Source organism: Xanthobacter sp. (assembly GCF_041911315.1).
In the GTDB taxonomy this organism is placed as follows: Bacteria; Pseudomonadota; Alphaproteobacteria; order Rhizobiales; family Xanthobacteraceae; genus Xanthobacter; species Xanthobacter aminoxidans.
The window spans coordinates 1-24,725 of sequence record NZ_JAYRPE010000021.1 but is presented as its reverse complement, the minus strand read 5'-3'; the positions used below and the strand labels follow the sequence as shown (position 1 = coordinate 24,725).

The window sequence follows — 24,725 nt, the reverse complement described above, 5'->3', positions numbered from 1 at the left end:
TGGCGAGGCAGGAGAGAACCGACGTGACGACGAGGCTATGGGACATCGGCACAGACATCGGCGGCACCTTCACCGATATCATCGCCGTCAGGCCCGACACCAATGAGACGCGGATCGCCAAGGTTCCTTCCCGACCCGACGCGCCCGTCACCGCCATGCTGGAAGCCCTGGCGGCGGTAGGCGTCGCGCCGGAGGCGGTGCGCCGCTTCGTCCATGGCACCACCCGCGTCACCAACGCGCTGGTGGAGGAGCGGCTGCCGCGGGTGGCGCTGGTGGCGACGGCCGGCTTCGAGGACGTGCTGGAAATCGCCCGCTATCGCCGCGAGGAACTCTACCGCCTCGACATACGGCCCAAGGCGCTGCCGCTGGTGCCGGCGAGCCTGTGCTTCGGCATCCGCGAGCGCCTCGACCCCACCGGCAAGGTGATCGAGGCCCTGGACGCGGCCGAGATCGAGCGCCTCAAGGCGTGGCTCGTGGAGAACAAGGTGGAGAGCGTCGCGATCTGCCTGCTGCATTCCTATGCCAACCCGGAGCATGAAAAGCAGATCGCGGCGGCCATCGAAGGCGTGGTTCCCCACGTCTGCGTGTCACACGAGATCAATCCCGAGGCGCGCGAGTACGAGCGTGCCTCCTCCACGGCCTTCAACGCGGCGGCCATGCCCATCGCCGTGGAATATCTCACCGAGCTGGAGCGCCGCCTGCCCATCGGCGCGGGCTTGCAGGTGTTCCATTCGGCCGGCGCCATGGTGCCCGTGCCGGCGGTCAAGCGCCGGCCGCTGGTGATGGCCATGTCCGGCCCCGCTGCCGGCGTTTCCGCCTCCGCCCGCATCGCCCGCACCCTCGACCGGCCGCGCGTGCTCACCTTCGACATGGGCGGCACCACCACCGACGTCTGCCTGATCGTCGATGGCGCCGCCGAGATGACCGACACCCGCATGATGGGCGGCCGCCCCCTGCGCCAGCCCATGCTCGCGGTGCATTCCATCGGCGCCGGCGGCGGCTCCATCGTCACGCTCGGACCGGGCGGCCTCGCGGTCGGCCCGAAGAGCGCGGGCTCCATGCCCGGGCCGGCCTGCTACGGGCGCGGCGGCGATCGGCCCACCATCACCGACGCCAATGCGGTGCTCGGCTATCTCGATCCCGAGGCTCGGCTCGGCGACACCATCCAGATCGACGTGGAGGCGGCGCGGCGGGTCATCGCGCCCATCGCCGCCGAACTGGGCTTGGGCATCACCGAGACCGCGTTGGGCATCGTCAAGGTGGCGGGCGCCGCCATGGCGCGGGCCTTGCGGCGCGTGACGGTCGAGCGGGGCGTGGACGGGCGCGATTGCACCCTGCTCGCGTTCGGCGGCGGCGGCCCCATGCATGCGGCGGGTCTCGCCGACATGTACGGCCTCTCGGAAATCATCGTGCCGGCCGCCTCCAGTGCCTTCTCGGCGCTCGGCTGCCTGACGGCCGACTTCTCCTTCCTCCAGCAGGGCACGGTGCGGATGCCGCTCGCCGACTTCCCGCATGCGGCCTTCGCGGCGCGGGTCGCGGAGCTGTCGGGCGAAGCGACCGGGCCGCTGCTCGCCAACGGCATCGCACGGGAGGAGATCGCCGTGGAGCATGTGGCGCTGATGCGCTACAGCGCCCAGAGCGACAGCATTCCCATCCCCTTCGCCATGCCGCTGGACCTTGCCCGGCTCGAGGCCGACTTCCATCGCCGCCACCGCGACCTGTTCGGCTACGCGACGGACGAGGCGTGCGTCATCGAAGCCCTCCGCATCCAGGCGCTGAAGCCCTCTTCGGTTCCCTTCTCGCGTCCGGACGTGGGCCGCGCGCAGGGGACGGCGCGCACGCGCCTGTGCGTGTTCGACGCCTCCGGCCCCGTCGAGACGTCCATCCTGCCGCGCGAGACCTTGTCCGGCGCGGTCCATGGCCCGGCCATCATCGAGGATGCGTGGTCGACCGTGGTGGTGCCGCCCGGCTGGCAGGTTCGCCCCGACGATCTCGGCAATCTCTTCATGACGCGGAGCGCAGCATGAGCACCCTGGACCCCTTCGTCGTCGAAGTGATCCGCCACGGCCTTTCGGCAGCGGCGGAAGAGATGAGCCTCGTCATGACCCGCTCCGCGCGCTCGCCGCTGCTGCGGGAGGCCGGGGATCTTTCGTCCGCCATCATGGATGCGGCTGGCGGCCTCGTGGGACAGGGCCGGGACATCCCCATCCATCTCGGCGCCATGTGCTACACGGTCCCGGAACTCCTGAAGGTGTATCCCGCCGCGACCATGCGGGAGGGCGATGCCATCGTCTACAACGTGGGCGCGCTCGGCGGAAATCACCTCAACGACGTGAAGGTCGCCCGCCCCGTGTTCGTGGACGGCCGGCTGGTGGCGTTTGCCCTCAGCCTTGCCCATTGGCCTGATGTGGGCGGCACCTGGCCGGGCAGCTATCTGGCGAAGGCGGTGGACACCTTCCAGGAGGCCATCCGCATTCCGCCGCTGCTGATCGCCAACACGGACGGCGTCAACCGCCCGGTGCTCGACTTCATCCTCGCCAACGTCCGCGACCCGGTGTCGTGCGAGGGCGACCTGCTGGCGCAGCTCGCGGCCACCAGCGCGGCCGAGCGGCGCATCCACGAAATGTGCGCGCAGCACGGCACCGACACCTTCGTCGCCGCGATGGCACGCCTCCACGACCTCTCCGAAGCCGAGATGCGGGCGGCCATCGCCGACCTGCCGGACGGCACCTATGAGGGCGAGGATTTCCTTGATGACGGCGGGCCGGACGACGCCCCCTCGCGCATCCATGTGCGCATCGAGATTCGCGGCGATGAAGCCACCTTCGACCTCTCCGGCTCCGCCGACCGCGTCGCCACCTTCTGCAACACCACGCCCTTCATCGCCCGCTCCGCCGTGGTCTATGCGGCGCGCATCCTGAGCGGGCGGGACATGCAGCAGAATGCCGGCGCCCTGCGTCCGCTCACCATTCTCACCCGGCCGGGCTCCATCCTGGAGCCGGGCTGGAAGGCGGCGGTGGCGGCCGGCAACCATGAAACGTCCATGCGGGTCGTGGATGCGGTGTTCCGGGCCATGGAGAAGGTCATCCCCGAGCGCCTCTCGGCGGGTGGCCCCGCCACCTCCGGCCTTCTCGCCTTCGCCGAGCCCCTGCCGGACGAGAGCTGGCGGATGCTCTACGAGGTCCATGGCGGCGGCGAGGGCGCGCGGCACGACCGCGATGGCGCGCCGGCCACGCGCGTGCATCTCGCCAACACCTCCAACACTCCGGCCGAGGTGATCGAGGCCAACTACGCCATCCGCGTGGAGCGCCAGTCCATCCGCCGGGGCGCCGGCGGAAAGGGACGGCACGTGGGCGGCGACGGCATTGTGCGCAGCTACCGGGTGCTGGCGCCCTCCATGTGGTTGACCACCTGCGTGGAGCGCACGAAGATTCCGCCCTATGGCCTGCAAGGGGGAGAAGCGGGCGCGCCCTATGTCATCACCCTCGAGCGCGGCGGGGTCGTCTCAGCCCTGCCGGGCAAAGCCAACCTTCTGCTTGAGGCGGGCGATCTCGTCACCATAGAGGGATGCGGCGGGGGAGGATTCGGGGCGCCCCCGCCTTCGAGCTGAGGAGCGCGTAACGGTGCCGAGCCAACCCAGGGAACGCCGCGCCGCCGGGCCTGCTGCCGCCGGGCGTCGCATTTCCATGGCGGGGCTCGGCCTGGACCGGAGTTCCGACCTGCCGCTCTACCAGCAGGTCGCCGCCCATCTGCGCAATCAGGTCCTGGACGGCCGGCTCAAGGCCGGCACGCGGCTGGCCGGGTCGCGCACGCTGGCGGAGGAGCTGGGTTGCTCGCGCGCCATCGTCCTCACCGCGTTCGACCTTCTGTATTCGGAAGGCTACCTGCGCTCGGTGCCCCGCGGCGGCGTCGAGGTCGCGGCCGTGGCCAAGTCCTCGGGTGCGGCCGTGCCGGTCGCCGAAGCCGGGGTCGATGGCGACTGGCTGTCCGACGCGTGGCTGGCAGTGCTGGAGACCGGCTACGAGTTCGACCTCGGTTCGCCCTTCAGCCCCGGCGCCCCGGACCTCTCCACCTTCCCGTTCGAGGTCTGGTCACGCATGCTGCGCCAGAGCTGGGCGAACCCGCCCGCCTCGGCCTGCATCGACATGTCTCCGCTCGGCTGGGGACCGCTGCGCGAGGCGACGGCGGAATATCTCGGCGCGGTGCGCGGCCTCTTGTGCCAGCCGGATGAGGTGGTCATCACCTCCGCCAGCTCCGGCGCGCTCAACCTGTGCAGCCGGATGCTGCTCAATCCCGGCGACGAGGTGTGGGTGGAGGAGCCCGGCTTCATCGAGGCCCGCTGGAGCCTGAAGGCTGCCGGCGCGAAGCTGGTGCCCGTACCCGTGGACGACAAGGGGCTGGTGGTGGAGGAAGGCATCCGCCGCGCCCCCAACGCCAAGGTGGCCGTGGTGACACCCTCGCACCAATTCCCACTCGGCGTGCCCATGGCGCTGGAGCGGCGACAGGCGCTGCTGGAGTGGGCCAACCGGCAGGGCAGCTGGATCATCGAGGACGACTACAATTCGGAATTCCGCCACCGCGGCAGCATGACGGCCTCCCTCAAGTCGCTCGATCGCTCGGGGCGGGTGGTCTATCTCGGGACGTTTTCCAAGGTCATGCTGCCGAGCCTGCGCATGGGCTATCTGGTTGCGAGCCCGCGCTTCGTCGACGCTTTCGGCCGGGGGCGCGCGCGGGTGGACGTCCATCCCGCAGGTACGGCCCAGCTCGCCCTGGTGCGGTTCCTGCGCGAAGGCCACCTGCTGCGCTACCTCAGACGCATGCGCAAGGTCTACGGCGAGCGGCAGAAGGCGGTGATCGACGCTGTCGATGCGCTGCTGGGCGACAAGGTGGAAATTGCCTCGCTCCCCGCCGGCCTGCACCTGACGGCACAGTTCCGTCCGGGCGTTGCGGACCGCATCAGCGACACGGACATTTCGCGCCGCAGCCTGGGGACCGGTCATTTCGTGCAGCCCCTCTCTCAATGCTACGTGGGGCCGGCGGACCGTCAGGGCCTCATCATCGGCTATGGACGGCTCCCCAAGGAGGAGGCGTTCAACAAGCTCTCCGCCGTCGCCGCTCTCTTTCCGGCCTAGGATTCTGGCTCACCGATTATCCCTGAAACTGGAGCTATCGCGATCCAGCGCCCCTTCCTAGGTTCGCTCCCATGACGGGTAAGGAACGCGCAATGAGCAGGCTGCTTCGGACGGGTCTTAACGCTGGCTCAGCCGCGCCGCTGGTGGTGGGGGGCGAGGGCGTCTATTTCCACCTCAGCGACGGACGCAAGGTTCTCGACGGCAGCAATACCGGCGGCCCTCTGGGCCATGGCCATCCGCGCATGGCGGCTGCGCTGCGCGAGGCCGCCACCCTGCCCATGGTGAGCGAGGGCTGGAACTGGCGCGGGCGGGACGCTGCCGCCGAGCGCCTCTTCGAGGTGGGTCTGAGCGAGGAGGCGCATTGGGCGGGCGCGGTCCGCTTCTGCCTGAGCGGCAGCGAGGCCAACGACCTCGCCCTCTCCCTGTCGCAGGCCCTGACGGGAAGAAAGGCCATCGCCACCCGCGAGCGCGCCTATCACGGCCTCGTCGGCCTGAGCCGCGACGTCACGGTGCAGCCGCACTGGCATGGCGGCCTCGCCGCCCCGGGCGAGACCAAGGTGCCCCCGCCCGGCGCCCAGGTGCACGTACTGCCCGCCCCCGACGGCGCGCTCTATCTCGCCGATGCCAGCCCGTCTGCGGGCTCCGCAGCCGAGCGCCTCGCGGGCGAGGCCGGCAAGCTGGCCCAGTCGGCCGCCGTGATCGTCGACTACACTCAGGGCGGCTTCTACCATGACGCCGCCTACCAGGATGCGATGGCCGAACTGGCACGCCGCAACGGCGCGCTCTGGATCGCCGACGAAGTGGTGACGGGCCTCGGCCGCGCCGGCCGCACCTTCGCCTTCACCGGAGGCCAGAGCCGGCCGGATATCGTGACGCTGGGCAAGGGCCTCGGCGGCGGCATGGCGCCGGTTGCGGCCATCATCCTCTCCAAGGATGTGCTGGCCGAGCTGGACGGCAAGAGCTGGCAGAATTACGGCACCTTGCGCGGCCATCCCATGGCCATGGCTGCCGTATCCGCCTATCTGGACATCCTTGTGGAGGAAGACCTGCTGGCCCGCGTCGCGGCGCTGGAGACGCTCTTCGCCCGCCGCCTGCGCGAGATCGCCGGCCGCCATCCCAGCGTCGCGCGGGTTGCCGGACAGGGGCTCCACTGGACCATCGAACTGTTCGGCCCCGACTGGCGCGACTGGCGGGCCGACACGGTTGAGGCTCCCATCGCCTCTCGGGTCGCAGCGGGCGCGCTGGCCCAGGGCGCGGTGATCGGCACCAGCGGGGAGCAGGTGTCCCTCTTCCTCGCGCCGCCCCTCATCATCTCGGAGCAGGAAGCCGAGACGCTTCTTGGCATCCTCGATGAAAACCTCTGTCTCGCGGATCGCGAGCACAACATGACAATGGAAGGCGCTCGGGGATGAACGAGATCGAAAACATTCTTGCCACGGTGCAGGGCTATTTCGACGCGCTTTACTTCGGCAGCGTCGAAGGCTTCCGGAAGGCGTTTCATCCGCAGGCGCAGCTCTTCTCCTCCGAGGGTGGGAACACCGCAGCGCTGGGTATGGACGCCTATATGGAGCGGGTGGCGGGACGCGCCGCCCCGGCCTCCCGCAACGACCCGCGCCATGACGAAGTGATCGCCGTGACGCTGACCAGCCCCTCCACCGCCCATGTGCGGGTGCGCGACGCCCTCCTGCCCAACCGCTTCGTCGATGACCTGCTGCTGGTGAAGTATGCCGACGGCTGGAAGATCGTCTGCAAGGCCTGGGCTTACGACCCGCTCGCCAGCGCGTAGGACGGACGAGAGGGGGCGCTGCACCGTTCGATGCCGGCGTGATGCGGTGAGCCGCGTCGATCCCGCTCCACGTCGAGGCGTTCGCAGGGCCGCCCTCGCGCTATCTTCAAGATTGAATCGCCGGCGGAGCTGACGCTCCCGCCGGCGCATCTGTTGTTGATCGGGTTGGGCGTGGCTCCCCTCACGCCCACGTGCGCTGTTGCAGACGGTCAAGGACAGGCTTCTGCCGCTGCAACAACACCCGACGGGCGATATCCCTGCGCATATGCTCGCGAGAGCTGCCTCCCCCGACTTGGGGCGCCCGCTCTCCAATGTTGGGTTGCTCGTCCGCTCGCTCAGGCCGAGCGCCGAGGGTGCCGAGCAAAGCCGTCACCCCGCAGATATTGAGCAATCCGCCAAGGCTACGCCCTGTCGCATCCGCATTCACGGCGGGTGCGACAGCCCGGACCATCCGTGCGCATTCGCGCATGGCCTCGAATTGCCGAGGGCAAGGTGCGAATCATGGGAACGGGATTTCAGCCGCCAGCGTCGGTGGATGGAGCAAAAGCCAGTGCCGACGCGGGGAATGAAATGGCGGAGACGGAGTCCGCCACACCTAGACCCTCTGGCGCTCTTGGACTTCTTCACAGGCCCCCACAACGCGCTATTATCAAACGATTGTTGCGCTCCGAGGCATTTCGTTGCATTTGGAGAACCGTCGCTTAGGGTGGGGTTGAAGGTGGGGTCAGATGGGGTTGGATGCGGGTGGGGTTGATCCTCTCCGCCACCCATCCAGTGGGTACGGGCTTGGAAGGCTATAGGTCGATATGAGTATTATAATACCTATACATAAAAATGTGTGTTTTATAGCCAGATAATCAGAAAATACAGAAAATCGAATATCCCGCATTTTCAACGTGTTGCGAGCGTTTTTACTGGATGCTGAATAGTCCAGAAATTCCAGAAATTGGCTTTCTGGATCGGCAGCTCGTGGCGGGGGAATTCGAACTCGCGATAGGAGGGGACCAGGCATGGCGAGGGAGATGAACCGGCTGACGGCGCGCACGGTGGCAAGCCTGAAAGAGCCCGGCCGCTATCCTGACGGTGGCAACCTGTACCTTCAGATCGGCCCAACGGGATCGAAGGCGTGGCTGTTCATGTTCAAGCGCGATGGGAAGCGCCGGGAGATGGGCCTGGGCTCCCTGAATGACGTGACGCTTGCTGCCGCCCGCCTGAAGGCTGACGAGGCTCGCCGCATCGTCGCAGATGGCGGCGACCCATTCGCGGTGCGCGAGGCCGCATTGGCCGTTCGAAAGGAAGCTGAGGCGGCTCCGACGTTCGGCGCCTTCGCCGACGCCCTGATTACGAAGCTCGCTCATGGCTTCCGGAATGAGAAACACGTCGCCCAATGGCAGATGACGCTTGGCCCGACCTATTGCTCCGCTATCCGCGACATGAAGATCGCCGACATCACGGCGGTAGACATCCTCAAGGTGCTCGAACCCATCTGGCAGGACAAGAATGAGACCGCCTCCCGGCTACGCGGCCGGATTGAGCGGGTCCTTGATGCGGCCAAGGTGGAAGACCTTCGCTCTGGAGAGAACCCCGCGCAATGGAAGGGCAATCTTCAACATCGGCTGTCCAAGCGTCAGAAGCTCCAGCGTGGTCACCATGCCGCCCTCCCCTACGTCAAGGTGCCTGCCTTCATCGTTGCCCTGAGGGCCCGGCAAGCTTTGGCGGCCCGCGCACTGGAGTTTGCGATCCTGACAGCGGCTCGGTCTGGTGAAGTGCTCGGCGCAACCTGGGCAGAGATCGACTTCAAGGCGGCAGTGTGGGCAGTGCCGGCGACCCGGATGAAAGCCGGGCGTGAGCATCGCGTCCCCCTGTCCGACGCGGCACTATCCGTCTTGAGGGAGGCCGAGCCCCATCGTCGGGGCGATGACCCGGATACAGCCTTCGTGTTTCCCGGCCTTCGACCCATGCGCCCCCTCAGCACCATGGCGATGGAAATGCTCCTGCGGCGGCAGAAGCAGGTATTCACCGTGCATGGCTTCCGCTCGTCCTTCCGTGACTGGGCTGCGGAGGAGACAAGCTTCCCGCGCGAGATCGCTGAGGCCGCCCTTGCCCATGTCGTCGGCGACGCCACAGAGCGCGCCTACCGACGCGGGGACGCGCTGGAGAAGCGGCGGGCCTTGATGACGGCCTGGGCCACCTTCTGCACGACAGAGCCTGCCGAACAGAAAGATGAGGGCGATGGGGCTTGCGAAGCGAAAGCAGCCTGTGGATGATTTAGAATCACATAAAGCCCTTTAAGACCTTTGGCGCCGCTTGCTCGCATTTCGTTGTATTTCCCCTCGACATCTTATGATTTCAATCTGATTGACCGGGCCCGTTCGATAGCATTTTGATTGACGGGTCATGCTCATGACCAACCTTTATCTGGGTGTCAGCATCGTCGTCGGAGACGTGACGATCGTGCTCGTCGGCCGCACCTCGGGTGGGGCCGGTCAACGTGCTCGCATCGGCATTACCGCGCCCAAGGACATGAAGATCGAGCGCCGCGCCGGTTGCGGCTCTGGCGCACGTGCCTCCTTCTCTCTCGCTGACGGATCACAGGATGTGCCGCGACCCGCATTCCCCTGGGACTAAGCCTTTCCGCTTCGATTGGCTGACGTTCGCTCGGCGCGCTCGTGCCTTTGAGCGGTTCGCGGACCCCGCCGGTGCAGCCATCCTCCTCTTTTTATGCGCCCGATCCGGATCAGCAGGGAAAGGCGTCCACATCGGACGTTGACGCCACTGCGCACCTCCATGGCGTTCCACCTCCGTTCTCATGGCGGTAGCGGACTTGGAGCAGGACCGCTGCCTTTGCCCGATCGAAGCCAGTGCGGGCCGGCTTCGACGGGCGCTCGATGCCGGCGCCGACCTCTCCGACATTTTCTACCCGGCCGTCGTGGCCCGCATCTCTCAAATCGAAGCCGCCCTCCGCGGAATAGGAGCCTGACAACGGCAAGCCTCGGCATTGGTTCTTTCATGCGCGGCCTTCAGGGCGGCATGGAGTTTCGGAATGGCCTGGAAGACCGGGACCGGCACCGAGCCCTTGAAGACAAGGACAGCCCCCTCGCCAAGGAAGACCGGGCGTGGCGCCTCCAGCTTCAGGATGAAGACCGCTCCTTCGTCCGAGAGAACCGCGCCCTCGCCAAGGAGGATCGGCAGCGCCGCATTGCGGCCGAGAACCAGAGCCAAGCCTTCACTAACGAGCAGCACGACCGTCGGCACCGGTACGGGCCTGATCTTCTCCGACGAGAATGCGAAGGAGAACAAGGAGCCGACCACGGGGACCTGAAAGCCGTGCTCTCGCTGGCCAAGGGCTTGCCCGCGTATGACCGTAAGGGCGAGGTGATGGGGCGCGAAGGTCGCGGTGTCCGTCAGGGCGCGGCGTAGGCTTGGTGCCGGACCTCCCTGGTCTACGGGCGATGGCCGCAAGCTGATTGAAGATCAGCACCGGCGCTCACTCCCCCTTGATGGGGGAGGTCCGACGACTCCATTAGCGGAGAGCAGATGGCTGGCGCAACATTCGCGCCGTAGCCACTATCTCGCCCGGCATGTTTGGCGGCTGAACGGCGTCTTGCTCCAACCTCGATGAGGCCGTACCGTCTCTCCAGCCCTTCCGTAGGCTGGATCGATGCGTCGGCACTCAATGCCGATGTAGTCCCCAGGTATCCCGGAGGGGTTTGGCGCCGGCTCTGGCCCATAACGGTGGTGTGACCGGTTCGGCTCGTCCGAACCCTCCCCAGGTGACCAGCCAGGGCCGGCGCCTGCCAGCCTGACGACCTTGATACCCTTTTCACGGAGACCTCTCCAAACAAGCTCGAAACGGGATGTCTTCCGGCCGTCGGCCCCAGCTGCCGAAGTCATGCCGGCCAATAGATGCGCTTCAGCGGCAGGAGCTGCTGGGTCTCGACGTCCAGTCGATCGTAATTCTGGATCAGCGCCTCGACGAGGTCGTCGATGGTCATCAGCGACAGGGGGATGTTGGCCCGTTCGGCCTCATAGAGGGCGTCCTTCGAGAAGCCACCGGTGGACACATAAAGCCCCTTGTCCTGGGGATGGCGACCGCCGAGAAAGCTGCGGATGGCCTGCGATCCGATAGCCCCCTGGCGATGCTTCACCTCGACGACGATGCGCGGCGCCTCGAAGCCGAAGCCGTCGGGCGAGGCGACGATGTCCTTGCCGCGATCGGCGCCCGCCGGGGAGACGCGCGTCTTGTAGCCCATGGCGCGCAAGAGGCCGGCGACCAGTTCCTGCATGTCGGACCAGTCCAGCGCGTAGACACGGTCCTTGGTGAACTCGACGGCCTTTTCCTGGATGTTCTTGAAGACATCCTCCTCGGCGATCTCCACGGATACCGCTGCGTCGGCCTTTGCCGGCTGGTGCGATTTCAGGGCCCGCAGAAGGTCGTCGATCACCTCCGGCGAGAGCTGGAACAGGGTCGAGATGGCACCGAGACTGTTGCGGCTGCGCACGGAGAGCAGATCGCGCGACACTTCCCCCTGCCATGTCACCGAACGCACGTTGGGGTCTTCGGCATCGATGCCCGGATCCCAGCGATAGTCACCGGCAATCTCGCCGACGAGGTAGACCCGGCGGCCTGGGTCGTAGGTGACGACATGATCGCCGACCCTCATTTCACTGCGGAAGCGGTGCAACTGGCCGGCGGCCATGGCCACCGCCTGCGGCTTCCAGTCCGGCCAGGCGGACGCGACGCGGGCGGCGATCTTTTCGCGGGATTTCAGGTCGGCAAGCGGGCCGATCTCGCCCCAGCCGATGGCGATCACGGACCTGTCCTTGAACACGTCGTAAAGCCGCCCGCCGCGCTCGGCGCGCACAACCCAGCCCTGCTTCATGAAGTCACCTGCCCCGATCAGCTGGCGCGATCGTAGGGGGTTCGCGCCGCCGGTTGCAAGGCGGGGGGCGCACGCTCCGGCTTTCATTAGGCTTCGTCACACGCCATAAATCGACACACGACGCTGGCGCGCCGAGGCGGTGAGAGACTGAAGGCGCGTAGGGGCTTGGGGGCGTAGGGGCTTGGGAACGAAGGGGCAGAGGGAATGGCGCTGACGCTGTCGCAACTGGAAACCCACCTCTGGCGGGCGGCCGACATCCTGCGCGGGTCGATCGATTCGGGGGACTACAAGCACTACATATTTGGCCTGCTGTTCTTCAAGCGCCTCTCGGACGTGTGGGAGGAGGAGTATGAGGACCGGCTGGCGCGCTATCACGACGCCACGCTGGCGGCCGACCCGGAAGAGCACCGCTTCGACATCCCTAGGGGCCATTTCTGGAAGGACATCCGCCGCCACACCACCGACATCGGCGCGCATCTGAACGCCGCCTTCCGCGCCATCGAGGATGCGAACCTGCGGCTCAAGGGCGTGTTCCAGGATGTGGACTTCAACAACAAGGAGCGCTTCCCGGACGCCATGCTGGAGAAGCTGCTCCAGCATTTCGAGACCCACCGGCTGCGCAAGGTGGACGTCGAGCCGGACATGCTCGGCCAAGCCTATGAATATCTCATCGAGCGCTTCGCCGACGATTCCGGCAAAAAAGGCGGCGAGTTCTACACCCCGAAGATGGTGGTGCGGCTCATTGTCGAGTGCCTGAAGCCGGCAGAGGGCATGTCCATCTACGACCCCACCTGCGGCTCGGGCGGCATGCTGCTGGAGGCGGTGCATCATCTGGAGCGGCAGGGCAAGAACCCCAGGGCCCTGTTCCTGTTCGGGCAGGAGAAGAACCTCAACACCTGGGCCATCTGCCAGATGAACCTGTTCCTGCACGACATCGACGACGCCAACGTGGCGCGCGGCGATACGCTGCTGGAGCCGAAGCACCTCACCGGCGAGGGCGTGAAGGCCATCCGCACCTTCGACCGGGTTTTGGCCAATCCGCCCTTCTCGCTCAAGAGCTGGGGCCATGAGGTGTGGCGCGAGGGCGATGCCTATGGCCGCGACGCCTATGGCTGCCCGCCGAAATCCTATGGCGACCTCGCCTTCGTGCAGCACATGGTAGCGAGCCTGAAGGCGGACGGCGTGTGCGGCGTCGTGCTGCCACACGGCGTGCTGTTCCGCGGCGGGGCGGAAGGGCGCATCCGCGAGGGGATGATCCGCGACGACCTCGTGGAAGCCGTCATCGGGCTGGCACCGAACCTGTTCTACGGCGCCGGCATCCCCGCCTGCATCCTCATTTTGCGCAAGAAAAAGCCGAAGGCGCGGCGAGGGAAGATTCTGATTGTCAACGGCGCAGAGCAGTTCGTGGAGGGCAAGGCGCAGAACCATCTCTCGGAGGCCAATGTGGCGACGCTGGCCGGCGCCTATGCGGATTTCGCCGATGCGGAGCGGCTGGCGCGGGTGGTGCCGGTGGCGGAGATCGAGGCCAACGACTTCAACCTCAACATCTCCCGCTATGTGCATCTGGGCGCGGAGGCCGAGGAGGTGGACGTCGCGGAGGAGGTGGCAAAGCTCGTGGCCTTGCAGGCCGAGCGCGACGCCGCCGAGGCTCGGATGATGGGCTTTCTGCGGGAGTTGGGCTATGTCGGGTGAGGTGCCGAGGGGGTGGCGCATTGACAGGCTGGGGTCATACGTCGAAGAATTCAAGCTTCTCGACAGCAAAGGAAATTTGCCGCCCCTAAGTGTCACCAAGAGCAACGGAATCGTCTTTCAATCCGATAAGTTTAACAAACGCATCGCTATTTCGGATTCAAGAAACTATAAGGTCGTTAATCTCGACGAATATTCTTACGATCCCATGTCATTATACTATGGTGCGATCGGCAGATTAAAAATCTGCAAGTCTGGCATTGTGAGTCCTGCATACATTACATTTCGCGTAAAGGGCGACTTGGAGAAGGATTTTTTTGATCTCTTTGTGAAAACACCTGAGTTCATCGCCGAGGTGAATAAGGTCACGACAGGTGGGAATCAGGATGGTAAGCGCAAGAAAACAGATTGGAACTCATTCTCCTCGCTTCCCATTCTGATCCCTCCCGTCCCCGAACAGCGGCGGATCGCGGAGATCCTGTCGAGCGTCGATGAGGCCATCGCGGCGACGCGGGCGGTGATCGCGCAGACGCGTAGGGTGAAGCAGGCTGTGCTCGAACGCCTGCTGACCAAAGGCGTCGGCCACACCCGCTTCAAACAGACGGAAATCGGGGAGATTCCGGAGGAGTGGGAGGGAGCAAATCTCTTCGATGTCCTTTGTGAACCCGTACGGAACGGATACTCGCCCATCAGTCCGTCGTTGCCGACCGGCGGCTGGCTATTGAGTCTTGGTAGTCTGTCGGACGACGGCTTGACCGACCAAAACCTCAAGCCAGCGCCGCTGGACGACCCAAGGATTATTGCCGCGAGACTATCGTATGGGGATGTTGTCATCAGCCGCTCGAACACGCCCGAGCGAGTTGGAATGGCCGGTATTTACAAAGGGAAACCGGACAATTGCTACTTCCCCGACCTCATGATTTGCCTGCGATTCAACGAAGATATGATGATTCCTGATTTTGGCGCGCTCTGGCTTGGTTATTTGCAAAAGAGCGGCTACTTCAAGCGCGCTGCATCTGGCACAAGCGCGAGCATGGTCAAGATTAACCGTGCACTTCTGTCGCAGATTCGAATTGCTGTTCCTTCGATTGGAGAGCAGAAGGCAATCGTGAGCAGGGCAAGCGAATTGCAACTCGCAATAGGAGCTGCGAACGAGCAGATGAGCGCAATGATCACCCTCAAATCCGCCCTCATGTCCGACCTCCTCACCGGCCGCAGGCGTGTGAGCGATCCCCTCACCCTGGCGGCGGAATAGGAGGGGCGCATGACGCAGGGCCCCGAATGGCATTTCGCCGAGCGTCCGGCCATGGAGCGGCTCGCGGCCATGGGCTATGCGGTAGTGCCGGCGGCGGACCATGCGGGCCTGCGCGAGGGCGACAACCAGGTGCTGTTCCGCCCGCACCTCGTCGAAGCCCTCATGCGCATCAACGGCATCGATGAAGCCGCCGCCAACGCGGCCTTTGGGGAACTCGTCGGCATCGCCGACAATGAGGCGTGGCTGAAGGTGCTGCGCGGGGACTATTCCCGGAAGATCGACGGCTTCGAGACACGCCAGACCCTGCGGGTGATCGACTTCCTCACCCCGTCCAACAACCTCTTCATCGTCACCAGCCAGTTGCGCGTCAAGGCCGAGAAGACCCGCCGGCCGGACCTCGTCGTCCATGTCAACGGCATCCCTTTGGTGGTCATCGAGGCCAAGAGCCCGCTCAACGTGAAGGACAAGACCGGCGAGGCGTTCGAGCAGATCAAGCAGTACGAGCAGGACATCCCGCGCCTGTTCGCTTCCAACGCCTTCAACATCGTCACCGACGGCGCGCTGGTGCTCTACGGCGCCACGGGCGCGCCCTCCAAATATTACGCCGAATGGCGCGACCCCTGGCCGAAGGCGGAGGCGGACTTTGCCGACCCGCTCGCCAAGGGCCTGTGGTGCCTGCTGGAGCCGTCGCGCCTGCTCGACCTCCTCGCCCATTACATCGTGTTCGAGAAGACCGACGCCGGCACAATCAAGAAAATGTGCCGCTACCAGCAGTTCCGCGCCGTGAACCGCATGGTCGCCCGCGTGCTGGAGGGCAAGCACCGGCAGGGGCTGATCTGGCACACCCAGGGCAGCGGCAAGTCGCTGACCATGGTGTTCGCCGCGCTGAAGCTGAAGACCCACCGCACCATCGCCTCGGACGCGCTGACCAACCCGAACATCCTCGTTCTGACCGACCGCATCGACCTGCACGGCCAGATCAGCGGCACCTTCCTCGCCTGCGGCCTGCCCAACCCCACCGCCATCGACAGCATCAAGGACCTTCACACGCTGATCCGAAACGGCCAGGACGGCCTCACCGCCCTCTCCACCATCTTCAAGTTCCAGGGCTCTACGCAGGCCGTGGCCAATTCCGCCAACTGGATCGTGATGGTGGACGAGGCCCACCGCACCCAGGAGAAGGACCTCGGCGCCGCCTTGCGCGCCACCTTGCCCGACGCCCGCTTCTTCGGCTTCACCGGCACCCCGGTGAAGAAGGACGACAAGGACACCTACGCCAATTTCGGCGTGCCCGGCGAAGCCTATCTCGACAAATACGGCATCGACGACGCGGTGGCGGACGGCGCCACGGTCCCCATCTACTACACCGGCCGCAAGACCGACTGGCAGATGGACGAGGCGCGCATCGACATCCTGTTCGACACCTGGTTCGCCGAGCTGGACGACGACCGCCTGAACGAGATCAAGAAGCGCGGGGTCGAGATCGAGGATCTGGTGAAGCACCCGCGCCGGATCGAACTGATCGCCTACGACATCTGGACCCACTTCAAGGCCTATGCCCGCCCCGACGGCTTCAAAGCGCAGATCGTCGCCATCGATCGCGAGGCGGTGATCCTCTACAAGCGCGCGCTGACCCGCGTGATCTCCGACGATCTTCAGGCCGAGGGGATGCCCGCCGAGGCGGCGCTGGCCCGCGCGGACGCCATGTCCGCCTGCGTCTATTCCATCAACCAGGAGGACCACAAGCCGAGCGAGGATGTGCGCCGGCAGGACATCCGCACGGCTCTGGTGGAGAATTTTCTCGACGCCGAGGCGGAAAAACTCGCCAAGAAGGCGTTCGGCCGCAAGGGCGAGGACCCGCAGTTCCTGATTGTCTGCGACAAGCTGCTCACCGGCTTCGACTGCCCCATCGAAAGCGTGATGTATCTGGACAAGCCGCTCAAGGAGCACGGCCTGCTGCAGGCCATCACCCGCACCAACCGGGTTTCGGATGCAAAGAAACGCAACGGGCTGATCGTGGACTATATCGGCGTCTCCGCGAACCTTGAGGCCGCGCTCGCCAGTTATCGCGCCGACGACGTGAAGAACGCCATGCGCGACCTCGACGATCTGCGCAGCCAGCTGCGTGCCGCCCACGCCGCCATGGCGGCCATGCTGAAGCCCGTCCAGCGCGCGGCGCGGGACCGGAGCGGCTGGGAGAAGCAGTTCAACGCCTTCGCCAACCTGCTCGGCAGCGAGGACCAGTGGTTCACATTCAAGGGCCGGGCGCGGGCCTTCATCGCACTCTACGAGACGCTGAGCCCTGATCCCAGCGTGCTCGACTTCACCGCTGACCTCAAATGGGTCGCCTCCTTCCTGCTCTTCGGCACCCAGCGCTTCGAGAAGCGGCAGGCCTTCGACCAGATGAGCTACAGCGAGAAAATCCGCGAGATGCTCGACACCCATCTCGACGCCACCGGCCTGAGCGTGACGGTGAAGCTGCGGCACATCACCGATCCCGGCTTCTGGGACGACTTCGACGCCGAGGGCAAGACGGACGAGGAGCTGATGACGGCCGCGATCCGCAAGACCACCGAGCTGCGCAAGACGGTGAGCGAGCGCATCGACGACAGCCCCCACCAATATGGCAAGTTCTCCGAAAGGCTGCGCCAGCTGCTCGAACGCATGGAGAGCGCGCAGCTCAGCTGGGCCGACAAGCTGCGCGCGGCCGAGGACCTCGCCCGGGACATCGCAGCCGAGGATGGCGCCCATGTCGACGCCGGCCTCTCACCTGGCGCATTCGGCGTGATGCAGATCCTGGCCGGCTTCGGCGCCGGCTCGCAGGCCGGGGATTTGGCCATCCGTTTCGCAGCGCTCTACACGGACCCAGCCACCGCGCCAAAAGGCTGGTGGGAAAAAGACGGGTTGCGCAAGGATCTGCGCCAGCAGGTCCGCTCCATGGCGCACCTGGCCGGCCTGACCCAGCTGAAGGACATTCCAGACCAGGTGGAGGCCTATGCGCTCAAGCACTTCGTGGAGCCCTGATCATGCCGATGTTCCAGATCGGCGAGCGGCAGATCGACTACAGCCTGCGCCGCTCCGCCAAGGCCACGCGCGCCAGCATCACCGTGACGCCGGGGTCGTTCGAGCTGCTGGTGCCCGAACAGGCGACGGACGACCAAATCCAAGCGGTTCTCCGCCGCCGCCGCGCCTGGATCCTTGAGACCGTCTGCGCCATGCAGGAGCGCGCGAAGGCCCAGGCCCGGGTCTACCGCTTCGCCACCGGCGCCAAGGTTCCCTATCGCGGGCAGATGACCCGGATGACCGTGGAGCCCTTCGACGGCACGCTGGTGGAGGTCAGTTTCCGCAATGGCTTCATGATCCGCATGCCGCGCGACCTGCCCGAAGATGAGGCCGATGGCGTGATAGAGAGTGCGCTCCGCCTCTGGCTGAGGCGCCGCATACGCGACGATGCCAAGGAGTTTGTCCAGCGCCACGGTGCGCGCAACGGGCTGAAGCCGAAGGGCATCCAGATCAAGGAGCAGAAGCACATGTGGGGGTCCTGCGGCAAGGACCGCCAGATCCACCTCAACTGGCACCTGATCTTCGCCCCGCGGCCTGTGCTGGAATATGCCGTCGTCCACGAACTCTGCCACCTTCGCCATCGCAATCACGCGCCGGAATTCTGGAGCCTGGTGGCGTCAATAGTGCCGGACTGGGAAGCCAGAAAGAGCTGGCTGGATGAGAACGAACACCTGCTGGGTTGGGAGAGATTGCAGACCGCCTGAGGGGAAACCTCATACGGCTGCACTTTCCGTGATCCCAGATTCCGCCCCAAGCCTGCCAGCGGCCCTTCCCTCTACAGCCCCTGCGAGAGGTCATATCCACTCAACGGACGGCGACCAGCGGCTCCAGCAATGTTACCGATCCGGCAACACCGCGTACACCTAAATTGAGCTTGACGGAACAATCAACAGCCTCACTATTACAATATCATCGAAGTGATAATCGATGATAAAGACAATAATAATTCAGATATCGGGAGGATGAAGAGCGGGGAACGGATGCCAAAATGAGACCAGGAATCTCCAATCCCCGTATGGGCATCGATATACAAGGCCTCGGGGTCGAATATAGATCAGCTTCGGGCGATCATGTTCTTGCGATGCAGGACGTAAGCCTGAATATTTCTGAGAATGAATTCATCGCCGTTGTTGGTCCGAGCGGCTGCGGCAAAACTACATTGCTCCGCGTGCTGAGCGGCCTTCTGCATCAGACAACCGGCACCATCTTGCGCCATGGACAGCCCTATTCGGGAGACCGGAGCGAGGTGGGCGTCGTCTTCCAGGAGGCTCGGCTCCTGCCCTGGCTCACGGTCCTAGGCAACGTGCTCCTGCCCGTCACTGTGCAGGGGCGCGATCGGACGACCTATCGCGACCGGGCCATGGCTTTGCTTGAACTGGTCGGCCTCGCCGCTTTCGCGCACCGCTATCCCGGAGAGCTTTCGGGCGGCATGCAGCAACGGGTCGCGATATGCCGCGCCCTTGTCCATGAGCCGTCGCTCCTGCTCATGGATGAGCCGTTCGGCGCTCTGGATGCCATGACCCGGGAAACCATGAACCAGGAATTGCTGAACATCTGGCAGACCGCGCCAAAAACCGTTGTATTCATAACACATTCCATCCCCGAAGCGGTCTTCCTCGCTGATCGGGTTGCTGTATTCACGCCACGCCCCGGACGAATGAGGGACATCGTCACCGTCGATCTGCCGCGTGATCGCGATCTATCGATCATGGCGCATCCCGGGTTTGTCTCTCTGACTTCGGATTTAAGAGCGATGTTCAATTCCAGCTCAAACTTCTTCTGAAGGCAGGCGATGAACGTCACCAAGACACTTCCCGCGCCAACAACCCGCCGTCCCCTGCCGGCGGCCTCTGTCTCCATCATGGCCCGCAAGGCGGCTGGACCGATCTCGGCCCTGCTACTGCTCGCCATCTGGAGTTTTATCGTTAGCTATTTCAACATTCCAGAGGTCGTGTTCCCCACCCGGGGGGCGTGCTGAAGGCCCTGTGGTCAGGCCTGTTCGTCGACGGACTGTTCTGGCGCCACATCCTGGTCACGCTCTACCAGATCGTCACGGGCTTCACGATCGGTGCCGGCATAGGGCTCGCTCTCGGCCTCGCCATCGCGGAGCTGCCGCTGGTGAAGGTGATCCTCCATCCTTACGTGATCGCCTTCCAGAACGTGCCCAAGGTCGCGATCGCGCCACTCTTCGTGATTTGGTTCGGGTTCGGCTCCGGCTCCAAGATCGCCATCGCCGCAACCATCGCCTTTTTCCCTGTGGTCATAAACGTTATCGCCGGGCTGCGCCCCGCGGACGAAAAGAGCCTCGAAATGGTCCACATCTTCGGCGGCGGAAGCTTGTGGAAGCTGCTTTTGGTCCGCCTGCCGACGGCCCTGCCCTTCCTGTTCGCCGGCCTCGATATCGCGATGGTGCTGGCGATCGTCGGCTCCATCGTGGGTGAGTTTGTCGGGGCCAAGGAGGGTCTCGGCTATCTTATCATGCAATACAATTTCACCTTGGACATGAATGGCATTTTTGCCGTCCTGCTCATCTACACGATGATCGGATACTTGCTTCACGCTGCCATCGTCACCGCCCAGAAATACAGCATCTGGTGGAACCGTGCCGGCGGCGACCGCGCCTTCAACTGACCTGCCCCGGAGAACGACATGACCGAAACCCACGAACGGCGCGGCTTGCGCCGGCGGACGCTTCTGCTCGCCGCCGCCTCTGCCCTTGCCGCCCCGGCAATCCTCCGCGCCCAGACCCGCGAGAAGGTCACCTTCGCGCTGTCCTACGGACCGATCGGCGCAAACTGCAATTATCTCTATCCGGCCTCCTATCTCAAGTTCTGGGAGGCAGAAGGGCTTGATGTCGAGGTCATCACCACGCAGGGCACCGGCCAGGTGCTGCAGCTTCTGACCGCGGGGCGGGCCGATATGGGCACCGCTAATCCCGAGCCCTACATCGCCGCCCGGGTCCAGAACAATCTGCCCGCTCTCTCGGTCGGGCTGATGGGCGTGGTGTCCACGTGGGCGATCGGCGTGCTTCCCGACAGCCCGTTGACGAGCTATGCGGAGCTGAAGGGCAAGACGGTCGGCGTCAGCAGCCTGGCCACCGGCGGCATCTATTTCCTGAAGGCAAGGCTGATCGAGGCCGGACTGAATCCCGACAAGGACGTAACGCTGGTGCCCGTCGGTTTCGGCGCATCCGCGAACGATGCCGTCTCCAACCGCAAGGTGGATGCGATGCTCCTCTGGCGGAGCGGCTTCGCCACGCTGGAGAACGTCGGCGCCAAGTTCCGCTACCTGCCCCGCGCGCCGTGGGAGGACAATATCTATTCACTGATCAACATGGCGACCAAGACCATGATCGCCGAGCGCCCGCAGACCGTCGCAAAGGTGCTGCGCGGCATCTCGAAGTGCTTCGATTTTTCTGCCGGCAGTCCCGAGGCGGCCGCGATGGTCTTCCAGGACGCCTATCCTTCCGCGGTCTCGCGCAGCCTCGATGCCAAGACCAATTTCGCGAACAACGTGCGCCTCGTCGAAGCCACCAATGCCGACGCCGGCATCGGCTCTCCGAAGTTGCCTGCTCCGCCGAACCGGGTCTGGCACCAGCAGGCGGACGACGGGTGGAACCGCATTCAGGCCTATCTGGTGCAGACCGGCCTCATTAAAGAGGCCGTCAATCCCGCAGAACTCTACACCGGCCGCTTCGTGACGGAGGCCAACGACTACGACAAGGGCGCCGTGCTCAAGCAGGCAAAGGCCTACCCGGTGAGGATCCAGCCATGAACGCCTACGACAAGGTCATTCCGGTTGCCGCGCTGCGGGTCCAGCAAAGGGAGAAGAGCGAGGCGGAACTGCGCGTGCAGCTCGCGGCCGCCTATCGCATCTTCGCCCATCTCGGCTGGGACTACCTCGTCTTCGGCCACATCACGGTGCGCGTTCCTGGGCCGGAAAAGCACTTCCTTATCAATCCATTCGGTCTGCGCTACGACGAAGTCGCGGCGTCGAACCTCGTCAAGATCGATATCGAGGGTCGCATCATCGGGGAAAGCATCTATCCGGTGAACCCGGCCGGCTTCATCATTCACGGTGCGATCCACGAGGCGCGCGAGGACGCCCATTGCATTATGCACACCCACACCATCGCCGGCATGACCATGGCTGCGAGCGGCATCCCCATCCGCCCCATCGATTTCACCGGCGCCGCTATGCACAACCGCATCGCCTACCACGACTTCGGCGGCGTCCATGCGGACCAGTCCGACAAGGCGGCGCTGCTGGAGAGCCTCGGCGACAAGAACTTCCTGGTGCTCAAGAACCACGGCCTGCTGGCGTGCGGCGACACCATCCCCAATGCCTTCAAGCGCCTGCATTATATGGAAACAGCCTGCCGCGTTCAGACCGCGGCGCTGGCGATGAACGGCCCCGTGGTGGAGGTGCCATCGGAGATCGCTGAGCGGCACGCGCAGACGCTGGAGGCCGATGACCAGGGGGAACTCGCCTTCGCGGCCTTCACCCGGCTCATGGAAAAGATCGATCCCAGTTTCATGAACTGACATCTGTGGGGCTCCACCCCGCCGGCAGCGGAGTGGAGCCTTCACAGTTCCGGCTAGGCGAGCCCGGCGAAGAGCGCCCGGGACGTGGCGACTGCCCCGAAGACGCCGCCCTGCATCTTGATCATCTTCACCGCATGGTCGTGATTGCCCTGGTCCGTCGCACCACAGCAGTCCTCCAGCAGGATGCATTCAAAGCCGCGGTCGTTGGCTTCGCGCATGGTGGTGTGAACACACACGTCGGTGGTGATGCCGGTCAGCACGATGTTGTCGATGCCCCGCACGCGCAGCAACAGCTCGAGGTCGGTGGCGCAGAAGGAGCCCTTGCCGGGCTTGTCGATGACTGGCTCCCCCGGGAGGGGGGCAAGTTCCGGAATGATCTCCCAGCCCGGCTCACCCCGCACGAGAATGCGCCCGCACGGGCCGGGGTCGCCGATGCCGGCACCGATCTGCCGCGACCGCCAACGCTTGTTCGCGGGAAGGTCCGAAAGGTCCGGCCGATGCCCTTCGCGCGTGTGGATGATGTGATATCCGCCGGCGCGCATGGCCGCGAGCACCTGACGGATCGGCTCAATCGGAGCCCGCGTGAGGGAGAGGTCGTAGCCCATCTTGTCGACATAGCCGCCGACGCCGCAAAAATCGGTTTGCATGTCGATGACGACGAGAGCCGTGTTGTCGGGCCGAAGATCTCCATTGTACGGCCAGTGGTAGGGGTCGGACGCAATGAATCGCTGTGCCATGGCACGCCTTCCGTTTCGGTGAGAAGAAGCGGGGAGGCGCCCCCCATGAAACGGGGCGCTTTCAACCGCAAAAAGCGGCAGCCCCTCAGGCCTGGGCGGCTCGGCGGCGACCCAGATAGGCCTCGATCACCTGCTCGTCGTGGCGGATGGCGTCATAGGACCCTTCGGCGATCTTTCGCCCGAAGTTCAGGACCACGACCCGATCGGCCAGCTCCGCGATGAATTTCATCTTGTGCTCGATGAGCACGATATTGATCCCGCCTTGGCGGATCTTCGCCACGTCCGCGGCCAGCTCTTGCGTCTCGCGCGCATTCATGCCGGCCGTGGGCTCGTCGAGGAAGAGGAGGCGCGGCTTCGCCACGATGGCGCGCGCGATCTCTACGCGCCGACGATCCGCATAGGACAGTTCTGCAACAAGGCGATCGGGTGTCATGGCGAGGACCGGGCTGACGAAGCGCAGCGTCCGCTCGGCCTCCTCGCGCAATGCCTCGTCCAATGCCTGACGGGAAGGCGGATTGAGGACGGTGCGGATCCAGTCGCCCTTCTGGCGCGGATGTAACCCGGCCATGACGTTCTCGATGACCGAGAGGCCGAGCGGCAGCCGGATGTTCTGAAAGGTCCGGGCAATGCCGAGGCGGTAGATGGACCACGGGCGGGCGCCGGTCAGTCCCACATTCCCGTCCCAGACCGCCGAGCCCCGAGTCGCCTTTACGAGGCCGGTGAGAACATTGAAGGTGGTGGTCTTGCCGGACCCGTTCGGGCCGATGACCGCAAGAACCTCGCCGCTGAAAATATCGAGGTCGATCCCGTCGATGGCCCGAACGCCGCCAAAATGGACGTGCAGGTCGCGCACGGCGAGAAGAGGCTCACGATCGGAGAACGTTTCAGGTTGCTCCATGCCGGCACGGGCCTGTTCGTGTGAGGTCATGGTCCCCTCCAGTCCGGTCGCGCTCAACCGATGATCTTTTCAAACTTGCGCCGCGCCCCTGCAAACAGGCCGTGCGGACGCCAGATCAAGATCGCGAGGAGCACGACGCCGTAGAGCAGGTAGCGCATCTCCTGGAACTCCCGGAGCTTCTCCGGCACCACGATCATGATGAATGCGCCGCAGACGACGCCCCACCAATTGCCCATGCCGCCGAGGATCACCATGCAGATCAGCGAGATGGACATGAAGATGGTGAACTCGCCCGGCTCGATGAAACCGATCTCGCTGGCGTAGAGCGATCCCGCGATGCCGGCAAAGGCGCCGCCGAACGCGAACGACAGCACCTGCATCACCGGCACGTTCACGCCGAAGCATCCGGCGCCGACCGGATCCTGGCGCATGGCCGCCCATGTGCGGCCGATCCAGGAATTGGTCATGCGCCAGGACAAAAGCATGGCCAAGAACAGGAACGCCAGGGCCAGGTAATAGAGGTTCGCTTCCTTCGGCAGAGACAGCGACCCGAGGTGCAGCGCCTCCTTGAAACCGTGTCCCAGAAGGGAGATCGCGGGTGACGTGCCCCCCTGAAACTCCTCCAGAAATAACTAGAGTCCGCCCCAGGAAAGGGACGGACGAATGAAACGATCAAGGTTCACGGAAGAACAGATTATCGGGATCCTGCGCGAGCAGGAGGCGGGCGTGCCGGTGGCG

The 24,725-nt window shown here is 64.9% G+C and carries 21 protein-coding genes; 16 read left to right on the top strand and 5 right to left on the bottom strand.

The genetic code is table 11. The features are described from left to right. The first annotated feature begins 23 nt into the window (after positions 1-23). The 7 genes from ACE3QW_RS07300 (at position 24) to ACE3QW_RS07270 (ending at position 9,546) form a co-directional block, all read left to right on the top strand. The gene (locus tag ACE3QW_RS07300; protein ID WP_250166146.1) at positions 24-2,027 is read left to right on the top strand and encodes a hydantoinase/oxoprolinase family protein; all 2,004 of its coding nucleotides are present in this window, start codon (positions 24-26) and stop codon (positions 2,025-2,027) included. Then, positions 2,024-3,610, top strand: a complete 1,587-nt coding sequence (locus ACE3QW_RS07295) for a hydantoinase B/oxoprolinase family protein (protein WP_374251004.1) — start codon at positions 2,024-2,026, stop codon at positions 3,608-3,610. Before ACE3QW_RS07300 ends, ACE3QW_RS07295 begins: the two co-directional genes overlap by 4 nt. A 76-nt stretch (positions 3,611-3,686) precedes the next feature. Continuing rightward, positions 3,687-5,132 (top strand): PLP-dependent aminotransferase family protein, encoded by a 1,446-nt coding sequence (locus ACE3QW_RS07290; protein WP_374251003.1) that lies wholly within the window; start codon positions 3,687-3,689, stop codon positions 5,130-5,132. A 92-nt stretch (positions 5,133-5,224) separates the two neighbouring features. After that, entirely contained in the window at positions 5,225-6,544 is a 1,320-nt protein-coding gene (locus ACE3QW_RS07285) for an aspartate aminotransferase family protein (protein ID WP_374251001.1), read from the top strand. Then, positions 6,541-6,918 carry a nuclear transport factor 2 family protein gene (locus ACE3QW_RS07280; RefSeq protein WP_029558138.1) on the top strand — a complete coding sequence of 126 codons (378 nt, stop codon included), beginning with the start codon at positions 6,541-6,543 and terminating at the stop codon, positions 6,916-6,918. Before ACE3QW_RS07285 ends, ACE3QW_RS07280 begins: the two co-directional genes overlap by 4 nt. Before the next feature lie 1,022 nt (positions 6,919-7,940). After that, entirely contained in the window at positions 7,941-9,185 is a 1,245-nt protein-coding gene (locus tag ACE3QW_RS07275; RefSeq protein WP_374251000.1) for a tyrosine-type recombinase/integrase, read from the top strand. A 130-nt stretch (positions 9,186-9,315) separates the two neighbouring features. Beyond that, entirely contained in the window at positions 9,316-9,546 is a 231-nt protein-coding gene (locus ACE3QW_RS07270) for a carbon storage regulator (RefSeq protein ID WP_374250999.1), read from the top strand. Positions 9,547-9,861: 315 nt separating this feature from the next. On the opposite strand, the gene ACE3QW_RS07265 is transcribed toward ACE3QW_RS07270, so the two are convergent. Then, on the bottom strand, positions 9,862-10,218 hold the full coding sequence (locus tag ACE3QW_RS07265) for a hypothetical protein (protein ID WP_374250998.1): 357 nt from the start codon (positions 10,216-10,218) through the stop codon (positions 9,862-9,864). A gap of 590 nt (positions 10,219-10,808) precedes the next feature. Continuing rightward, positions 10,809-11,801, bottom strand: coding sequence for a restriction endonuclease (locus ACE3QW_RS07260; protein WP_374250997.1), 993 nt, complete (start codon positions 11,799-11,801; stop codon positions 10,809-10,811). Between the two features lie 204 nt (positions 11,802-12,005). Here ACE3QW_RS07260 and ACE3QW_RS07255 point away from each other — a divergent pair, with 204 nt between their 5' ends. From ACE3QW_RS07255 to ACE3QW_RS07215, 9 genes are all read left to right on the top strand, one after another. Continuing rightward, positions 12,006-13,493 (top strand): N-6 DNA methylase, encoded by a 1,488-nt coding sequence (locus ACE3QW_RS07255; RefSeq protein WP_374250996.1) that lies wholly within the window; start codon positions 12,006-12,008, stop codon positions 13,491-13,493. After that, positions 13,483-14,745, top strand: coding sequence for a restriction endonuclease subunit S (locus ACE3QW_RS07250; protein WP_374250995.1), 1,263 nt, complete (start codon positions 13,483-13,485; stop codon positions 14,743-14,745). The genes ACE3QW_RS07255 and ACE3QW_RS07250 overlap by 11 nt, the downstream gene beginning before the upstream one ends. Before the next feature lie 9 nt (positions 14,746-14,754). Next, on the top strand, positions 14,755-17,769 hold the full coding sequence (locus tag ACE3QW_RS07245; RefSeq protein WP_374250994.1) for a type I restriction endonuclease subunit R: 3,015 nt from the start codon (positions 14,755-14,757) through the stop codon (positions 17,767-17,769). Between the two features lie 2 nt (positions 17,770-17,771). Continuing rightward, on the top strand, positions 17,772-18,512 hold the full coding sequence (locus tag ACE3QW_RS07240) for a M48 family metallopeptidase (RefSeq protein WP_374250993.1): 741 nt from the start codon (positions 17,772-17,774) through the stop codon (positions 18,510-18,512). A 311-nt stretch (positions 18,513-18,823) separates the two neighbouring features. Further along, the gene (locus ACE3QW_RS07235; protein ID WP_374250992.1) at positions 18,824-19,591 is read left to right on the top strand and encodes an ABC transporter ATP-binding protein; all 768 of its coding nucleotides are present in this window, start codon (positions 18,824-18,826) and stop codon (positions 19,589-19,591) included. A 9-nt stretch (positions 19,592-19,600) separates the two neighbouring features. After that, the gene (locus ACE3QW_RS07230) at positions 19,601-19,786 is read left to right on the top strand and encodes a hypothetical protein (protein ID WP_374250991.1); all 186 of its coding nucleotides are present in this window, start codon (positions 19,601-19,603) and stop codon (positions 19,784-19,786) included. After that, positions 19,780-20,439 (top strand): ABC transporter permease, encoded by a 660-nt coding sequence (locus ACE3QW_RS07225; protein ID WP_374250990.1) that lies wholly within the window; start codon positions 19,780-19,782, stop codon positions 20,437-20,439. Before ACE3QW_RS07230 ends, ACE3QW_RS07225 begins: the two co-directional genes overlap by 7 nt. Positions 20,440-20,457: 18 nt before the next feature. Further along, positions 20,458-21,582: an ABC transporter substrate-binding protein gene (locus ACE3QW_RS07220; RefSeq protein WP_374250989.1), complete on the top strand. Its 1,125-nt coding sequence runs from the start codon at positions 20,458-20,460 to the stop codon at positions 21,580-21,582. Further along, complete coding sequence (locus ACE3QW_RS07215) at positions 21,579-22,352, top strand: class II aldolase/adducin family protein (protein ID WP_374250988.1); 774 nt, start codon at positions 21,579-21,581, stop codon at positions 22,350-22,352. The genes ACE3QW_RS07220 and ACE3QW_RS07215 overlap by 4 nt, the downstream gene beginning before the upstream one ends. Positions 22,353-22,405: 53 nt before the next feature. Here the strand turns inward: ACE3QW_RS07215 and ACE3QW_RS07210 are convergent, their stop codons facing one another. The 3 genes from ACE3QW_RS07210 to ACE3QW_RS07200 form a co-directional block, all read right to left on the bottom strand. Further along, entirely contained in the window at positions 22,406-23,089 is a 684-nt protein-coding gene (locus ACE3QW_RS07210; RefSeq protein WP_374250986.1) for a cysteine hydrolase family protein, read from the bottom strand. A gap of 85 nt (positions 23,090-23,174) precedes the next feature. Further along, positions 23,175-24,017 carry an ABC transporter ATP-binding protein gene (locus ACE3QW_RS07205; RefSeq protein WP_374250985.1) on the bottom strand — a complete coding sequence of 281 codons (843 nt, stop codon included), beginning with the start codon at positions 24,015-24,017 and terminating at the stop codon, positions 23,175-23,177. 23 nt (positions 24,018-24,040) lie between these two features. Next, entirely contained in the window at positions 24,041-24,499 is a 459-nt protein-coding gene (locus tag ACE3QW_RS07200) for a branched-chain amino acid ABC transporter permease (RefSeq protein WP_374251249.1), read from the bottom strand. Between the last annotated feature and the right edge of the window lie 226 nt (positions 24,500-24,725).

Excerpts from the sequence above, each read along its gene's own strand:
- ACE3QW_RS07295 (WP_374251004.1), top strand. The coding sequence starts at position 2,024 with ATGAGCACCCTGGACCCCTTCGTCGTCGAAGTGATCCGCCACGGCCTT.
- ACE3QW_RS07290 (WP_374251003.1), top strand. The coding sequence starts at position 3,687 with ATGGCGGGGCTCGGCCTGGACCGGAGTTCCGACCTGCCGCTCTACCAG.
- ACE3QW_RS07285 (WP_374251001.1), top strand. The coding sequence starts at position 5,225 with ATGAGCAGGCTGCTTCGGACGGGTCTTAACGCTGGCTCAGCCGCGCCG.
- ACE3QW_RS07280 (WP_029558138.1), top strand. The coding sequence starts at position 6,541 with ATGAACGAGATCGAAAACATTCTTGCCACGGTGCAGGGCTATTTCGAC.
- ACE3QW_RS07275 (WP_374251000.1), top strand. The coding sequence starts at position 7,941 with ATGAACCGGCTGACGGCGCGCACGGTGGCAAGCCTGAAAGAGCCCGGC.
- ACE3QW_RS07270 (WP_374250999.1), top strand. The coding sequence starts at position 9,316 with ATGCTCATGACCAACCTTTATCTGGGTGTCAGCATCGTCGTCGGAGAC.
- ACE3QW_RS07260 (WP_374250997.1), bottom strand. The coding sequence starts at position 11,801 with ATGAAGCAGGGCTGGGTTGTGCGCGCCGAGCGCGGCGGGCGGCTTTAC.
- ACE3QW_RS07255 (WP_374250996.1), top strand. The coding sequence starts at position 12,006 with ATGGCGCTGACGCTGTCGCAACTGGAAACCCACCTCTGGCGGGCGGCC.
- ACE3QW_RS07250 (WP_374250995.1), top strand. The coding sequence starts at position 13,483 with ATGTCGGGTGAGGTGCCGAGGGGGTGGCGCATTGACAGGCTGGGGTCA.
- ACE3QW_RS07245 (WP_374250994.1), top strand. The coding sequence starts at position 14,755 with ATGACGCAGGGCCCCGAATGGCATTTCGCCGAGCGTCCGGCCATGGAG.
- ACE3QW_RS07240 (WP_374250993.1), top strand. The coding sequence starts at position 17,772 with ATGCCGATGTTCCAGATCGGCGAGCGGCAGATCGACTACAGCCTGCGC.
- ACE3QW_RS07235 (WP_374250992.1), top strand. The coding sequence starts at position 18,824 with ATGGGCATCGATATACAAGGCCTCGGGGTCGAATATAGATCAGCTTCG.
- ACE3QW_RS07230 (WP_374250991.1), top strand. The coding sequence starts at position 19,601 with ATGAACGTCACCAAGACACTTCCCGCGCCAACAACCCGCCGTCCCCTG.
- ACE3QW_RS07220 (WP_374250989.1), top strand. The coding sequence starts at position 20,458 with ATGACCGAAACCCACGAACGGCGCGGCTTGCGCCGGCGGACGCTTCTG.
- ACE3QW_RS07215 (WP_374250988.1), top strand. The coding sequence starts at position 21,579 with ATGAACGCCTACGACAAGGTCATTCCGGTTGCCGCGCTGCGGGTCCAG.
- ACE3QW_RS07210 (WP_374250986.1), bottom strand. The coding sequence starts at position 23,089 with ATGGCACAGCGATTCATTGCGTCCGACCCCTACCACTGGCCGTACAAT.
- ACE3QW_RS07205 (WP_374250985.1), bottom strand. The coding sequence starts at position 24,017 with ATGACCTCACACGAACAGGCCCGTGCCGGCATGGAGCAACCTGAAACG.